The organism is Nocardia sp. NPDC101769 (assembly GCF_044766925.1).
In the GTDB taxonomy this organism is placed as follows: domain Bacteria; phylum Actinomycetota; class Actinomycetes; order Mycobacteriales; family Mycobacteriaceae; genus Nocardia.
This window is the reverse complement of the sequence record NZ_JBIWMX010000001.1, coordinates 329,160-343,222: the sequence shown is the minus strand read 5'-3', so window position 1 is coordinate 343,222 and position 14,063 is coordinate 329,160. Positions and strand designations below refer to the sequence as shown.

Annotated in this window: 15 protein-coding genes; 6 read left to right on the top strand and 9 right to left on the bottom strand. The window is 68.0% G+C overall.

Annotated features, from left to right (window positions below):
- Positions 1-151: 151 nt before the first annotated feature.
- The 3 genes from ACIRRA_RS01310 to pdxH all read right to left on the bottom strand — a co-directional run bounded on the left by ACIRRA_RS01310 (position 152) and on the right by pdxH (position 3,792).
- Complete coding sequence (locus ACIRRA_RS01310) at positions 152-1,465, bottom strand: citrate synthase (protein ID WP_402761524.1); 1,314 nt, start codon at positions 1,463-1,465, stop codon at positions 152-154.
- A 187-nt stretch (positions 1,466-1,652) separates the two neighbouring features.
- A complete protein-coding gene (locus ACIRRA_RS01305) occupies positions 1,653-2,936 on the bottom strand; it encodes an MFS transporter (protein WP_402761522.1) in 1,284 nt (427 codons plus the stop codon).
- A gap of 130 nt (positions 2,937-3,066) precedes the next feature.
- On the bottom strand, positions 3,067-3,792 hold the full coding sequence (gene pdxH, locus ACIRRA_RS01300; RefSeq protein WP_402761519.1) for a pyridoxamine 5'-phosphate oxidase: 726 nt from the start codon (positions 3,790-3,792) through the stop codon (positions 3,067-3,069).
- Between the two features lie 101 nt (positions 3,793-3,893).
- Between pdxH and ACIRRA_RS01295 the strand changes: the two genes are divergently transcribed.
- Positions 3,894-5,036, top strand: coding sequence for a citrate synthase 2 (locus tag ACIRRA_RS01295; RefSeq protein ID WP_402761516.1), 1,143 nt, complete (start codon positions 3,894-3,896; stop codon positions 5,034-5,036).
- Between the two features lie 96 nt (positions 5,037-5,132).
- Here ACIRRA_RS01295 and ACIRRA_RS01290 read toward each other — a convergent pair whose 3' ends face one another.
- The gene (locus ACIRRA_RS01290; protein WP_402761513.1) at positions 5,133-5,957 is read right to left on the bottom strand and encodes an RDD family protein; all 825 of its coding nucleotides are present in this window, start codon (positions 5,955-5,957) and stop codon (positions 5,133-5,135) included.
- A 295-nt stretch (positions 5,958-6,252) separates the two neighbouring features.
- Between ACIRRA_RS01290 and ACIRRA_RS01285 the strand changes: the two genes are divergently transcribed.
- On the top strand, positions 6,253-7,119 hold the full coding sequence (locus ACIRRA_RS01285) for a polysaccharide deacetylase family protein (protein WP_402761512.1): 867 nt from the start codon (positions 6,253-6,255) through the stop codon (positions 7,117-7,119).
- 39 nt (positions 7,120-7,158) lie between these two features.
- Here the strand turns inward: ACIRRA_RS01285 and ACIRRA_RS01280 are convergent, their stop codons facing one another.
- Positions 7,159-7,914 (bottom strand): hypothetical protein, encoded by a 756-nt coding sequence (locus ACIRRA_RS01280; RefSeq protein ID WP_402761509.1) that lies wholly within the window; start codon positions 7,912-7,914, stop codon positions 7,159-7,161.
- 133 nt (positions 7,915-8,047) lie between these two features.
- Here ACIRRA_RS01280 and serC point away from each other — a divergent pair, with 133 nt between their 5' ends.
- The 3 genes from serC to ACIRRA_RS01265 all read left to right on the top strand — a co-directional run bounded on the left by serC (position 8,048) and on the right by ACIRRA_RS01265 (position 11,427).
- Complete coding sequence (gene serC, locus ACIRRA_RS01275; RefSeq protein ID WP_402761506.1) at positions 8,048-9,172, top strand: phosphoserine transaminase; 1,125 nt, start codon at positions 8,048-8,050, stop codon at positions 9,170-9,172.
- Between the two features lie 232 nt (positions 9,173-9,404).
- Positions 9,405-10,430 (top strand): septation protein SepH, encoded by a 1,026-nt coding sequence (gene sepH / locus ACIRRA_RS01270; protein ID WP_402761503.1) that lies wholly within the window; start codon positions 9,405-9,407, stop codon positions 10,428-10,430.
- A 256-nt stretch (positions 10,431-10,686) separates the two neighbouring features.
- Positions 10,687-11,427 (top strand): DUF6928 family protein, encoded by a 741-nt coding sequence (locus ACIRRA_RS01265; RefSeq protein ID WP_402761500.1) that lies wholly within the window; start codon positions 10,687-10,689, stop codon positions 11,425-11,427.
- Position 11,428: 1 nt separating this feature from the next.
- Here ACIRRA_RS01265 and ACIRRA_RS01260 read toward each other — a convergent pair whose 3' ends face one another.
- Positions 11,429-11,722: a DUF2537 domain-containing protein gene (locus tag ACIRRA_RS01260; RefSeq protein ID WP_402761497.1), complete on the bottom strand. Its 294-nt coding sequence runs from the start codon at positions 11,720-11,722 to the stop codon at positions 11,429-11,431.
- A complete protein-coding gene (locus ACIRRA_RS01255; RefSeq protein WP_402761494.1) occupies positions 11,719-12,522 on the bottom strand; it encodes a TrmH family RNA methyltransferase in 804 nt (267 codons plus the stop codon). The genes ACIRRA_RS01260 and ACIRRA_RS01255 overlap by 4 nt, the downstream gene beginning before the upstream one ends.
- A gap of 90 nt (positions 12,523-12,612) precedes the next feature.
- Here ACIRRA_RS01255 and ACIRRA_RS01250 point away from each other — a divergent pair, with 90 nt between their 5' ends.
- Positions 12,613-12,975, top strand: coding sequence for an FKBP-type peptidyl-prolyl cis-trans isomerase (locus ACIRRA_RS01250; protein ID WP_402761491.1), 363 nt, complete (start codon positions 12,613-12,615; stop codon positions 12,973-12,975).
- Positions 12,976-13,052: 77 nt separating this feature from the next.
- Here ACIRRA_RS01250 and ACIRRA_RS01245 read toward each other — a convergent pair whose 3' ends face one another.
- Both ACIRRA_RS01245 and ACIRRA_RS01240 read right to left on the bottom strand, forming a co-directional pair.
- Positions 13,053-13,691, bottom strand: coding sequence for an RDD family protein (locus tag ACIRRA_RS01245; RefSeq protein ID WP_402761488.1), 639 nt, complete (start codon positions 13,689-13,691; stop codon positions 13,053-13,055).
- A 55-nt stretch (positions 13,692-13,746) separates the two neighbouring features.
- The gene (locus tag ACIRRA_RS01240) at positions 13,747-14,028 is read right to left on the bottom strand and encodes a hypothetical protein (protein ID WP_402762228.1); all 282 of its coding nucleotides are present in this window, start codon (positions 14,026-14,028) and stop codon (positions 13,747-13,749) included.
- Between the last annotated feature and the right edge of the window lie 35 nt (positions 14,029-14,063).

The window sequence follows — 14,063 nt, the reverse complement described above, 5'->3', positions numbered from 1 at the left end:
CCGAAGCTGAGATCGTTTCCGGCTCACGGGAACAAGATTGCCGCCGCACCCCAGCAGGATTCTCGACACGTCCTTGTAAACGAAGAACCCCACCGCAACGAAGTTGCGGCGGGGTTCTTCGGAAATCCTTCGGGCGCAGGGCCCGTCGGGGTCAGCGACCGTTGATCTGCACGTAGTCGCGCTCGCCGTAGCCGGTGTAGATCTGGCGCGGACGGCCGATCTTCAGCGGCTCGCGGTGCATTTCGCGCCAGTGGGCGATCCAGCCCGGCAGGCGGCCCATGGCGAAGAGCACGGTGAACATGCGGGTCGGGAAGCCCATGGCCCGGTAGATGACGCCGGTGTAGAAGTCGACGTTCGGGTACAGGCGACGCTCGATGAAGTATTCATCGGTCAGGGCGGCCTCTTCGAGGGCCTTGGCGATGTCGAGCAGCTGGTCGTCGCCGCCGATCTTGGACAGGATGTTGTCCGCGACCTGCTTGACCAGGGTGGCGCGCGGGTCGTAGTTGCGGTAGACGCGGTGCCCGAAGCCCATGAGCTTCACGCTGTCTTCCTTGTTCTTGACCTTGCGGACGAACTCCTTGACGTCGCTGCCGCTGGCCTTGATGTCGTCCAGCATCTCCAGCACGGCCTGGTTGGCGCCGCCGTGCAGCGGGCCCCACAGCGCGTTGATGCCGCCGGAGACGGAGGTGAACAGGTTGGCGTCGGACGAACCCACCAGGCGCACAGTCGAAGTCGAGCAGTTCTGCTCGTGGTCGGCGTGCAGGATGAGCAGCATGTCCAGTGCCGCGGCGATCTCCGGGTCGACCTCGTAGGGCTCGGCCGGGAAGCCGAAGGTCATCCGCAGGAAGTTCTCCACCAGTGACAGCGAGTTGTCCGGGTACAGGAACGGCTGGCCGACCGACTTCTTGTACGCGTAGGCCGCGATGGTCGGCAGCTTGGCGAGTAGTCGGATGGTGGACAGCTCGACCTGCTCGGGGTCGCGCGGGTCCAGCGAGTCCTGGTAGTAGGCCGACAGCGCGTTGACCGCGGAGGACAGCACCGGCATCGGGTGCGCGTTGCGCGGGAAGCCGTCGAAGAACCGCTTCAGGTCCTCGTGCAGCAGGGTGTGCCGGCGGATCCGGTCGGTGAAGTCGTCGAGCTGGGCCTGGGTCGGCAGCTCGCCGTAGATCAGCAGGTAGCTGACCTCGATGAAGGTCGACTTACCGGCCAGCTGCTCGATCGGGTACCCGCGGTAGCGCAGGATGCCCGCCTCGCCGTCGATGTAGGTGATGGCCGACTTGGTCGAGGCGGTGTTCATGAAACCGGGGTCATAGGTGACGTACCCGGTGCTGGCGAGCAGCTTGCCCAGGTCGATTCCGTCATTGCCCTCGACAGCCTTGGCGACGGTCATCGGGTACTCGCCGCCCGGGTATTGCAGTACCGGCTTGGCGTCGTCGTCGACGTTGATGATGTTCTCAGCGGGCACGGAAGGATCCCTCTCAGGCTTGTAACCGTAGGCACCGGACACGGTCGGCGTGCGATGCGCTCGAGTCAACGCTAGCCGCTGTCCACTACGCCCGACCAATGAGGGTGGCTCTTTGCTACCTCACAGTCACATCGTTCGCGGGTGAGGAGAGCGGCGGTCATGTGCTATGTGCATGAACCCCGCGACGTCACGCGAGCTGCACCTCCGAATGCGCACGCGCCACTCGGTATCGCACGAACGCCGGAAAAGCCAAGGCCGCGATCATCATGCCGATCACGACCAGGACACCACCGCCGGCCGCGGCCGTCGCGGTACCCACGGCCGCGGCCGCGAAACCGTGCGCAACATCACCGATGCGCGGTCCACCCGCCACGACGACGATGAAGACCCCCTGCAGTCGCCCGCGCATCTCGTCGGTCGCCACCGACTGCAGCATGGTGGTGCGCAGGGCCGCGGAGAACATGTCCACCGCGCCGCCGAAGGCCAGGCAGGCCAGCGCGATCCAGAGCGCGAGCGTCATGCTCAGGCCGTACCCGACCAGGCCCACGGCCAGGCCGAACCCGACCATGCCCAGCCCCCACAGCACGATGCAGACCACCACGGCCAGACCCTGCCGCCGCACCCGCGACAGCCAGCCGGAGAACACCCCGCCCAGCACCGCGCCCACCGACATGGCCGCGAACAGCAGGCCCAGTGCCGTTCCGCCGGAAGCGGTGTCGCCGAAGCTGTCCTGGGCGATCTGCGGGAACAGGGCGCGCGGCATGCCGAACACCATGGCCACCACGTCGACCGCGAACGAGGCCAGCAGGATGCGCTGGGTGGCCAGGTAGGCGAAGCCGTCGAACACCTCGCGCAGGCCCGCGCGCCGGGTCTCGCCGTGCGGCGGGATGGGCGGCAGCTTCCAGGTGGCCCACAGTGTGGCCAGCAGCGCGATGGAGTCGATCAGGTACAGCGTGGCCAGGCCCGCGAACGGAATCAGCATGCCCGCCAGCACGGGACCGGCGATGGCGCCGAACTGCATGACCGTCATGCTCAGCGAATTGGCCGCGGGCAGTTGCTCGGGCGGCAGCAGCCGGGGATAGATGGCGCTGCGCGCGGGCTGGTTCATGGCGAAGAACGCCTGCTGCACCGAGAACAGGATCAGCACCAGCCAGGCGTTGTTCAGCTCGGCGGCGGCCTGCGCCCAGAAGACCAGCGAGGTCAGGCCGGTGCCCGCGCCGGTGATGAGCAACATCTTGCGGCGGTCCATGGCGTCGGCGAGCGCGCCGCCCCACAGGCCGAAGACGATGAGCGGGATGAGGCCGAACAGTCCGGCCAGGCCGACATACGAAGAGCTGTGGGTGATGTCGTAGAGCTGTTTGGGGACGGCTACGACGGACAGCTGTGCGCCGATCACGGTGACGATGCCGGTGGTCCAGAGCCTCCGGTAGTCGGGATTCCGTAATGGAGTTATGTCGGCGAGCAGCTTCACCGACCCAACCTAGCGACGCCGAAGAGCGCTTGGGAAGGCATTTTGGGCCGATCATCCCATCATTTGAACGTGAGATATCCAACTCTTTCGGGTAGCTGCCAGGGGAAGCCCCGGCAGCCACGAGAGCCGGTCAGGGTTGCAGGCGTTCGACTTTCATGACCGACACGTCGGTATTGCCCGGTTCGACGGTGACCCGGATGCGGTTGTGCATGCGGCTGCGGCGGCCCTGCCAGAACTCCACGGTCTCCGGCTGAATCTGGAAGCCGCCCCAGAACGGCGGCACCGGGATGTCGCCGACCTCGGCGAACCGGGCAGCCGTCGCATCCATCTGCCGGTCCAGCTCGGCACGGGAGGCGATGGGCTGCGACTGCTCCGAGGCCCACGCGCCGAGCCGGGAACCGCGCGGACGGGACTGCCAGTACACCTCGGTGGCCTCGGCCGGGACCCGCCGCACCGGCCCGCGCACCGTGACCTGCCGGCCCATGGTGGGCCACACGAAAGTGGCCGAGGCATACGGGGTTCGGGTCAGCTGGAGGCCCTTGAACGATTCGTAATTCGTGTAAAAAGTCACACCTTCGGGAGAGAGCCCTTTGCACAGGACAGTTCGCGACGAGGGCCGCGGACCGGTTTCGGTGATCTCGACGGTGCTCAGCACCATCGAGTTCGGATCGGTCATGCCCGCGCTGGTCGCGTCCTCGATCCAGTTGCGCAGCAACGGCTCCCAGCCGTCGGACAGCCAGGTCTCGTCGAGGTCGGTTTCCGGGCCCGGATGATTGTCACCCTGATCGACTCCGTACTCGACCCGCAGGGCCGCGATATCGACGTCGGGGGTGGCGAATTTCTCCTGGTCAACCATGGGGCAGACGTTACTCCGGAGTAATGCGGGGGTTAAGCTCCAGTTGATCGGCGTGGCTGCCCAAAGATCGGGCGGCCCGACTTTGCAAGGAGAGTCACAACATGACTGCCAGCGCTGCGGTACCAAGCTCGGTCGTCCCCGACGGCTTCGTGAGCGGTCTCGAGGGAGTGGTGGCCTTCACCACCGATATCGCCGAACCCGACAAGGACGGCGGTGCGCTCCGGTACCGCGGCGTCGACATCGAGGACCTCGTCGGCAACTCGGTCACCTTCGGCGACGTGTGGGCCCTGCTGGTCGATGGCGAATTCGGCCGCGGCCTACCGCCCGCCGAGCCGTTCCCGCTCCCCATCCACACCGGTGACGTGCGCGTCGACGTGCAGGCCGGCCTGGCCATGCTGGCCCCGATCTGGGGCTACGAGCCGCTGCTCGACATCGACGACGACACCGCCCGCGAGAACCTCGCCCGGGCCTCGGTCATGGCGCTGTCCTACGTCGCCCAGTCGGCGCGCGGCATCTACCAGCCGGCCGTGCCGCAGGCGAAGATCGACGAGTCGGCCACCATTACCGAGCGGTTCATGACCCGCTGGAAGGGTGACCCGGACCCGCGCCACATCGAGGCCATCGACGCCTACTGGGTGTCGGCCGCCGAGCACGGCATGAACGCCTCCACCTTCACCGCCCGTGTCATCGCCTCCACCGGCGCCGACGTGGCGGCCTCGCTGTCCGGTGCCATCGGCGCCATGTCCGGCCCGCTGCACGGCGGCGCCCCGGCCCGCGTGCTGCCCATGATCGAAGCCGTCGAGAAGAGCGGCGACGCCCGGGCACTGGTCAAGGGCATCCTGGACCGCAAGGAGAAGCTGATGGGCTTCGGCCACCGCGTCTACCGGGCCGAGGACCCGCGCGCTCGCGTGCTGCGTGCCACCGCCAAGCGCCTCGACGCCCCGCGTTATGAGGTCGCCGCCGCCCTGGAGCAGGCCGCTCTGGCCGAGCTGCGCGAGCGCCGCCCCGACCGCGCCATCGAGACCAATGTCGAGTTCTGGGCCGCCGTGATCCTGGACTTCGCCGAGGTCCCGGCGCACATGATGCCCGCCATGTTCACCTGTGGCCGCACCGCCGGGTGGTGTGCCCACATCCTGGAGCAGAAGAAGCTGGGCAAGCTGGTCCGCCCGGCCGCCATCTACACCGGCCCGGCCCCGCGCAAGCCGGACGCCGTCCCGGGCTGGGATCTGGTGTCGCACAAGTAATCCGGTCCGAACACGACGGTGGCCCGCAGCGAGAATCGCTGCGGGCCACCGTTTTTCACATCCGTCCCCGGGTCACCCCCCAGCCCCGGGAATCTCTCAGCCCTTCACGACGATGGTGCTGACGATCTTGTCGGCGAAGGTCTGCTTCTTGTCGTCCCAGGCGGGCCACAGGAAACCGAGGTAGCAGGGGAGGGCGTCGATGAAATGCAGCAGGCGGCGCCCGAGGGCGAGACCGAAACCGACCGGCTGGCCCGTGGATTCGCGGATCAACCGGATGCCGACCACGCGCTTGCCCGGGGTCTGACCGGTGGTGCCCTCCTGGTGGCTGATGAACAGCAGGCCCGCGACGCCGACGACGAAGGCGAGCAGCAGGCAGATGATGCCCACCGCGTTCATCCCACCGCCCGTGCAGGACGTGTGGTACGTGCCTGGCGTGACGCTGCACTGCACCTTCGACGTGCCGGCGGTGACCGCGATGGTGCGCAGGATCGCCCCGGGCAGAATCCAGATCGCCCCGTCGATCAGGTACGCGCCCACGCGGGCGCCCCAGCTCGCATACTGTGCCCCGTACCCTCCGAACGGCGCATAGCCGGGCTGCGGCGCGCCGAACGCGGGTTGCGCTGCGCCGTAGGCGGGTTGGGGCGCGCCGTACGCGGGCTGCTGCGGAGCGCCGTAGGGGGACTGGGCGTCATAGCCGGGCTGCGGCGCGCCGTACGCGGGTTGCGGGGTGCCGTACGCGGGTTGCGGGGTGCCGTACGCGGGTTGTGCTGCGCCGTAGGAGGGTTGGGGTGCGCCGTAGGCGGGCTGCTGCGGAGCGCCGTAGCCGGGCTGGGGAGCGCCGTAGCCGGGGGCGGGCTGATCGGCGGGCGGGTAGCCGTATCCGGGCTGCTGCTGCGGGTACGGGTTGTTCGGGTATGTCAATGCGTTTCCTCGCAAAGGGATTGTTTCGGTCGGGCAGGCTACAGTCTGGAGCAATCCGGCCTTCGGGATGAACTGGAAATCCGACACGCTGTGTGCGCTGCACGATTGCTGATCCGCTCACCGGCGGCACAGCCCCGAGCAGCCCGTATCTGGGCGGCTGCGGCGAATTCTCTGGTGAAACAATCGATTGCAGCTGTACCAACGGCGGTGGCGAATTGGTTGCCAGACCGCAACAGTTCGAACAATCATGATCGTGGTCCTGGCTACTGCGACCGGATTCACATAACCTGCACCGGTGCTCGACGCAGGACTGTCCAGGCGCGGCTTGTTCGCCGCGGGCGCGGCGCTCGCCGCGGGCCTCGTCACCGCCGGATGCGGTGTGGCGAACGGCAATTCGTCCGACCGCATCCTCGATCCGCGCGCCGGGGCCGATCCGGCCACCGCGCCGTCGCGGTTACCCGCCACCACGGTGTCGCCAGACGCCGTGGCCGCGAAGTACGCCGGTCGGCAGCCGCAGGACTGGGGCATGGACCTCGACGGCATCGTGACGGGGTTCAATGCCACGGGCAAGCAGTTCGCGATCACCTTCGATGCCTGCGGCGGCCCCGGCAACAACGACATCGACGAGAACCTGCTGGCCTTCCTGCAGGCCCAGCAGATTCCGGCCACCCTGTTCCTGAACAAGCGCTGGATCGACGCGAATCCCGGTCGCGCCGGGCAGTTGGCCGCCAACCCGCTCTTCGAGATCGGCAATCACGGCACCGCGCACTGCCCGCTGTCGGTGACCGGCCGCGCCGCCTACGAGATCAAGGGCACCGCGTCCGCGCAGGCGGCCGTGGACGAGGTGTGGGGCAACCACCAGCGCATCACCGCCCTGACCGGCCACGCGCCCCGCTTCTTCCGCGCGGGTACCGCGCATTACGACGACGTGGCCGTGGCGATCGTGAAGGAACTGGGCGAGACCCCGGTCGGCTTCTCGGTCAACGCCGACTTCGGCGCGACCGCGACCGCCGCCCAGGTCCAGAACAACATGACGGCCGCCAAGGCCGGCGGCATCTCCCTGGCGCACATGCACCGCCCGAAGTCGGGCACCGGCGCGGGCATGCTCGCCGCCCTGCCCACCCTGAAGTCCAACGGCTTCCAATTCGTGCACCTGCCATAGCAATTCGTGCACGTGCCAAAACCGTCTCGGGCCCTTCGGTCAGTCGGGTTGCGAGGCCGCCCAATCCACCGCGACGGATTCGCCGCGGTCGACGGTGAAGAAGGCGACCTCCAGCTGCCGACCCAGATCCACCAATTCCAGGCCGGACAGGGGCACCGGCTGCACCACCCGCACCCGCCACGGCCCCGGCTCGTCCCAGGCGTGCAGTTCCAGATCCAGCCGCAGCACCGGATCGTCTCTGCCGGTGTAGTCGGCTGCGACCGGTGTCGCGGCCAGCACGGTGGCGTGGGCGCGGCGGCCATCGGCCAGGATCTTGGCGATACCGGTGCGCGAGGTCTCCTCGGGCGCGGGCAGATACAGCACCGCCCGGTCGTCATCGCCCGGATCGACCCGGCAGCAGACCACATCGCCGGGCTGCATCCACTCCCGATCGGCGGCGTTCACCCGCTGCCGGACCCGCGTCTCGTAGGCATGCCGACTCTCGAGCTCGATCCGCACCCAGAACTCCTGCCCCGGCTCGGCCTCGGCGGTGCCGTGGACGCTGAGCACGGTCGCGGCGCCCTCGACGCCGTGCAGCAGCAGTTCGCGCCGGGCGGCGTCGTCGAGTGCGGGCCCGCGGCGGGCGAGGCCACAGGAACCGAATTGCGAGGACAACCGGGCGAGCAGTCCGAGTCGGGGGCCGGGCGCGACCTGCGCACCGCGGCGCGGCCGACCGGAATTCGGGAGCGCGCCGGGTCCGGAAGCGGGCGGCTGGTCGGAAGCGCTGCGCGGTCGCTCGTGTGCGGCCATGTCCATGGCGGTACACCGTAACGGCTGTGTGGTCCCCGGCACAGCGATACTCTCGGTTTGCCGAACCCGCTCGTGGGAATGTTTTTTCCGACCGGACCCGGACGTGACCGTGGGTGATAGCACCTCTACCCTTGTCGCCATGACCTCTGCGTTCCCGACCATCCCCGACGATCTCAAGCCCGCCGACGGACGGTTCGGTTGCGGCCCCTCCAAGGTCCGCCCCGAGCAGCTGCAGTCCCTGGTTGATACCGGTGCCTCGGTGTTCGGTACCTCGCATCGGCAGAAGCCGGTCAAGGACGTGGTGGCGCGGGTGCGCTCCGGTCTGCGCGACCTGTTCTCACTGCCCGACGGCTACGAGGTCGTGCTGGGCAACGGTGGCACCACCGCGTTCTGGGACGCCGCCGCCTTCGGCCTGATCCGCGAGAAGTCGCTGCACCTGAGCAATGGCGAGTTCTCCTCGAAGTTCGCCTCGGTCGCCAAGGGCAACCCGTTCATCGGTGACCCGATCGTGGTGAAGTCGGAGCCGGGCGACGCCCCCGAGCCGACCTCCGACCCGTCGGCCGACCTGATCGGCTGGGCCCACAACGAGACCTCCACCGGTGTCGCCATCCCGGTGTCGCGCCCGGCCGGTTCCGAGCACGCGCTGGTCGCCATCGACGCCACCTCGGGCGCGGGCGGTCTGCCGGTGAACATCGCCGACACCGACGTCTACTACTTCGCCCCGCAGAAGTGCTTCGCCTCCGACGGCGGCCTGTGGATCGCGCTCATGAGCCCCAAGGCGCTCGAGCGGGTGGAAGAAATCAAGAACTCGGGTCGCTGGACCCCCGAATTCCTCTCGCTGCCGATCGCGATCGACAACTCCACCAAGGACCAGACCTACAACACCCCGGCGCTTGCCACCCTGTTGCTGTTCGCCAACCAGATCGAGTGGCTGAATGGCAACGGCGGCCTGGACTGGGCCGTGAAGCGCACCGCCGACTCGTCCTCGCGCCTGTACTCGTGGGCCGAGACCAGTGCGTACGCAACCCCGTTCGTGCAGAACCCGGCGCTGCGCTCGCAGGTTGTCGGCACCATCGACTTCGCCGACAGCGTGGACGCCGCGCAGGTGGCGAAGGTGCTGCGCGCCAATGGAATCGTGGACACCGAGCCGTACCGGAAGCTGGGCCGTAACCAGCTGCGCATCGGCATGTTCCCGGCCATCGACCCCGAAGATGTGTCGCAGCTGACCCGCTGTGTCGACTGGGTCGTCGAAAAGCTTGCCTGAGCAGTAAAAACGACATCGGTTCACGGTTCTCTCACGATCTTCGGGAGATCATGAAACCGGTCTCGCCGCTGGGGGGAATCGCTCACACTAATGCGGCGCGGAAGTCTGGGAACAGATTTCCGCGCCGCGTGTCTTGCCCCATGATTCTCAGAAGTGCACTACTGTTCCAGAACGTGGGCGGTGTCGCGAGCCTAGCTATGGCTGTGAGTTGCGCAGCGAACAGGAGGTAACGGTGCGTGAACTTCGAGTAATCGGATTGACGCCCGATTCCACGCACATCGTGTGCATCGATACCGAGAGCGGCCAGAAGTACCGGCTCGCCGCCGACGATAAACTACGCGCCGCTGCCCGCGGAGATCTTGCCCGATTCGGCCAAATCGAGATCGAAACGGAAGCCACGATGCGTCCTCGCGATATCCAGGCCCGTATCCGTGCCGGTGCGTCGGTGGAGCAGGTCACCGAAGAGTCGGGTATGCCGCTGTCGCGGGTTGAGCGTTTCGCGTATCCCGTTCTGCTGGAACGCGCCCGGGCCGCAGAGCTGGCGCAGAAGGCCCACCCGGTCCGCAACGACGGTCCCGCTGTGGAGACCCTGATCGAGATCGTGTCGGCCGCCTTCGCCGAGCGCGGCCACAATATCGAGGTCGCCGAATGGGACGCCTGGAAGGATGAGAAGGGCTACTGGGTGGCCCAATTGCAGTGGCAGGCGGGCCGTTCCGTGATCGCCGCGCACTGGCGCTACCAGCCGGACGCGCACGGCGGCTCGGTGGTGCCGCTCGATGATCCGGCCTCGGACCTGATCGATCCCGATTTCGGCCGGGCGCTGCGCGGCCTGGCGACCATCCTGCCGGACCAGACCGACCCGGCGGTGGACGAGGTGCCGGTCCCCGCGCCCGCGCCCGCCCCGCGTGAGGAGCGGACCCCCGACTACGAGTCCGCGCCGGCGCGAGTCGCCAAGCAGCAGAACATGGACGACTACTTCGAGCAGCGCGCCGCGGTCGGCGACGGCACCGTGCCGGTGACCACCGCCGCTGCCCCGGCGCCCGCGCCCGCTCCGGCGGCGAAGGAGCAGCCCGCTCCGGCGCTCCCGGCTGCGCCCGCTCCGGCCGCTGCCGCCGAGCCCGCGGAACCGGCTCCCGCCCCGGCACAGCCGGCGGCGAAGGCCAACGCGCAGAAGCCGAATCGTGCGAAACGAGGCGGCAAGGCGCCCATGCCGTCCTGGGAGGATGTGCTCCTGGGCGTGCGGTCCTCGGGTCACTGAGTCCGTTTCAGGGGTCGACCGGGTCGGCCGCTCGAATCTTTCGGATGCTAGTGGATTGCTGAATCCGCCGGCCGTCCGCTCTGCGCCGCGCCGCGAAACAGCGTTGGCATCGGCGATATTTCGGCCCTCGCGGGGGTAGATTCATTTGGTCGGCGGTCAGTGCCGGGCCGATCCACGTCGATGCCGACTATCGGCCGCCGCATGTTTGCTACAAAGCAGCCAACCTGTGTGTAGTGACTGAGGGGAGGTGACGTCGGTGCCATCAACGGTCTCATCCCTGTGGTACGTCGACGCACCCGATCCGGTGGCCGTGCTGCGTGCGCACCCGGGACCCGACCCGGATGCCGCCTTCGCACTCGCCAAACAGCTCAACCCGGACCGCGACGTGGTGCCCGCCGCCTCGGGCACCATGAAGGTGTGGGCGGGCCCGGATCCCGGATCCATCTATATCGGTTGCTATCCCGGCGTCACGGTTGTCTGCTCCACCCGGGCCACGCTGCCGCGCCCCACCAGACTGCCGGAGCTGCTGGTGCGTCCGCTCGCCTCCGAGCAGACCTACCTGATCTCCTACAAGCTGTCACTGGGCTGGGGTGCGTTCGCGTATTGGGAGCGCGGCGAATTCCGCCGTTCCTTCAGCGCGACCCGGGTCAATATCCTGGAGGATGAGGGCATGCCGCGGGTGTGGGAGCGGCCGCACTGGGCGGGCGAACATCCCATCCAGCTCGCGCCCGGCGAGCTGCCCGACCCGCAGCTGCTGCCCTTCGACCCGCCGAACTTCGCCGACGCCGCCAATCAGGAGTGGCTCGGCTTCCGTTATCGCGGACAGGATTCCGAGCAGGGGCTGACCGCCGACCGGATCGAGGTGTGCGGCTTCTCGCTTTTCCCCAGGGGCGAGGCGCCGACGGTGACGGAGGTCGTGCCGGAGGCGCCCGCCGAACACAACGGCAGCAAACGCGGACTGCTGCGCTGGCTGCGCGGCAGCGACCGGGTCTCCTGAGTCAGAGCAGCAGCAGACCCAGCCATGCCAGCAGCACGCCCGCGCCCAGGCCCGCGATCACCCAGCGGGTCACCGGGGCGTAGCGCCAGCGCCAGGCGGTCGGCGCGGCCCCGCCCACCGCGATCAGATTGACCGCCACCGACAGCACCGGATGGATCTGGGCCAGCGCCGCGCCGAAGGCGTAGACGCCGACGGTGGTCAGCGCGGCCACCATGACGACCACGGCGATGCCGCTGGCCCACGGGGTGGGCTCGGAATAGCCGTATCCATACGGTCCGTCGGGCGGATGGCTCACTGGGCACGCACTCTCTCGTAGAAGGCCATGGCGGCTGCGGTCGCCACATTAAGCGAATCGGTGCCCGCCGTCATGGGGATGCGGGCACGAATGTCACTGGCCCGCATGGTCTCCTCGGTGAGGCCGGGGCCCTCCGCGCCGAGCAGCAGGGCCACCTTCTCGCCGGTCATGGCGGTGGCGAGGGTGTCGGCCTTCGGGTTCGGAGTCAGGGCGATGATCTGGAAGCCGTTGTCGCGCAGCAGGTCCAGCCCCGCCGGGAAGGGCGGCAGCTGGGCGAAGGGGACTCGCAGCACGTGGCCCATGGAGACCCGCACGGCACGCCGGTACAGCGGATCCGAGCAGCGGTCGCCGAACAGCACGGCGTCCGCACCCAATCCGGCGGCATTGCGGAAGATCGACCCGATGTTCTCGTGGTCGTTCACGCCCTCGAGCACCGCCACCGTGCGCGCGTCCGCGAGCACCTCGCCGGGGGTGAGTTCACGCGGCCGATAGGCACCCGCGAGGACGCCCCGATTCAAATGAAATCCGACGACCTGCGCCATCACCTCGGCGCTGGTCCGATAATACGGAATTTCCACTCCGGTCAGCTCCTCGGCGAGCTGTTCGTATCTCTTCGCGACACCGAACAATGCGAAGGGAGTGAATCGTGAGGCCAGCATGCGCTGCGCGACCACCACGCCCTCGGCGATCACCAATCCCTTGCCGCCGGGCAGGTCGGGGCGTCGATCGGCATTGTTGAGGTCGCGGAATTCGGCGACCCGCGGGTCGTCCGGGTCGTCGATATCGATCACTTCTGACACCGTGACATTTTCGCCTCCGCTGCGGGCGGGCGAATGCGCGGGGCATAAGGTGATCGAGACCCGATTCCGATCTATCGAAGAGGACAGCCCATGAGCAGCAAGCCGGAAATCGAGTTCCAGGACGGCCCCGCCCCCGCCGAGCTCGTGATCAAGGACCTCGTTGTGGGTGACGGCGCCGAAGCCAAGCCCGGCGACACCGTCGATGTCCACTACGTGGGCGTCGAGTACGACTCGGGCGAGCAATTCGACGCCTCCTGGGACCGTGGTGAGTCCATCGTCTTCCCGCTGCGCGGCCTGATCCAGGGCTGGCAGGACGGCATCCCGGGCATGAAGGTGGGTGGCCGTCGCCAGCTGACCATCCCGCCGAAGCTGGCCTACGGCGAGGCGGGTGGCCACCACCTGTCCGGCAAGACCCTCGTCTTCGTCATCGACCTCCTGGACGTCGTGAACTGACGACTCCCGGTCGACGAAAAACCCGTGCCCGCCGTGCTTTTCAGCGCGGCGGGCACGGTTGTCTTTCCGGCCGGACCTCACACCTTCACGACGGTGCTGCTGATGATCTTGTCGGCGAAGGTCTGCCTCTTGGCGTCCCAGAGCGGCCAGAGCCAGCCGAGGTAGCAGGGGAGGCTGTCGACGATGTGGCAGATCTGGCGGACGAAGGCCATCCCGAAGCCCAGGGTCTGCCCGTCGGCCTCGCGGATCAGCTTGATGCCCAGCAGCTTCTTACCGGGGGTCTGGCCGCTGGTGCCCTCCATATAGATGAGGTACAGCCCGCCGATGATCGCGATGGCCGCGCCGATGAGCACCAGCACGATCCCGCCCGCGGACAGTCCGCCCGAGCAGGACGTGCTGTAGGACGAGTCGGTCGAGTCGGTGGTGCAGTTCATGTCCTTGGACCCGACCGCGAAGCCGATGCCGTAGAAGATGCCCGCGGGCACGCCGATGATCAACCGGTCGATGAGGAACGCCCCGACGCGCGCGCCCCAACTGGCATAGGGCGCTTGGGGATACGCGGCGTAGCCGGGTCCGGGCGGATAACCCCCGGGCTGACCCGGATAGCCGCCCATCGGCTGCCCGTACCCGGGTGGTGGCTGCTGGCCGTACCCGGGCTGCTGCCCGAATCCTGGCTGTTGCGGCTGCTGCGAGTAGGGATCGTTGCCGTAGGTCATCGGTTCCTCCCCAGGGGGAATGCGGGGCTTGGCCCCCGCATTGTCTCCCGGATCCCTAGTTCACGATGGCATTCATGATTGTTCCGGCGCTCGTGGCGATCGCGCCGCCGGCCATGGCGTTGGCGACCATCTTGGGGGAGGCCGAGCCGCCGCCCCACTTCTCCCAGCCGAAGCGCCCGCCGCCGTAGGTGATGGCCGCGAGGCCCGACATCTGGGTGAACCAGGTGAAGTAGCGGAACATCTTCATCACCTTGTCGGCTACGGGCGGGGCTTCCGAGGTGGGGTTGCTCATCTGGGCGAGAACCGTGCCGTACACATCATGCGCGGCCATCAGCATGCTCACGATCGTTTCCTCTCCGGTACCAGGGCGCT

What these genes read in the sequence shown, in the direction of transcription:
- ACIRRA_RS01240 (WP_402762228.1), bottom strand. Translation starts at nt 14,028, where the DNA reads ATGCTGATGGCCGCGCATGATGTGTACGGCACGGTTCTCGCCCAGATG.
- pdxH (WP_402761519.1), bottom strand. Translation starts at nt 3,792, where the DNA reads ATGGTTGACCAGGAGAAATTCGCCACCCCCGACGTCGATATCGCGGCC.
- ACIRRA_RS01250 (WP_402761491.1), top strand. Translation starts at nt 12,613, where the DNA reads ATGAGCAGCAAGCCGGAAATCGAGTTCCAGGACGGCCCCGCCCCCGCC.
- ACIRRA_RS01280 (WP_402761509.1), bottom strand. Translation starts at nt 7,914, where the DNA reads ATGGACATGGCCGCACACGAGCGACCGCGCAGCGCTTCCGACCAGCCG.
- ACIRRA_RS01295 (WP_402761516.1), top strand. Translation starts at nt 3,894, where the DNA reads ATGACTGCCAGCGCTGCGGTACCAAGCTCGGTCGTCCCCGACGGCTTC.
- serC (WP_402761506.1), top strand. Translation starts at nt 8,048, where the DNA reads ATGACCTCTGCGTTCCCGACCATCCCCGACGATCTCAAGCCCGCCGAC.
- ACIRRA_RS01245 (WP_402761488.1), bottom strand. Translation starts at nt 13,691, where the DNA reads ATGACCTACGGCAACGATCCCTACTCGCAGCAGCCGCAACAGCCAGGA.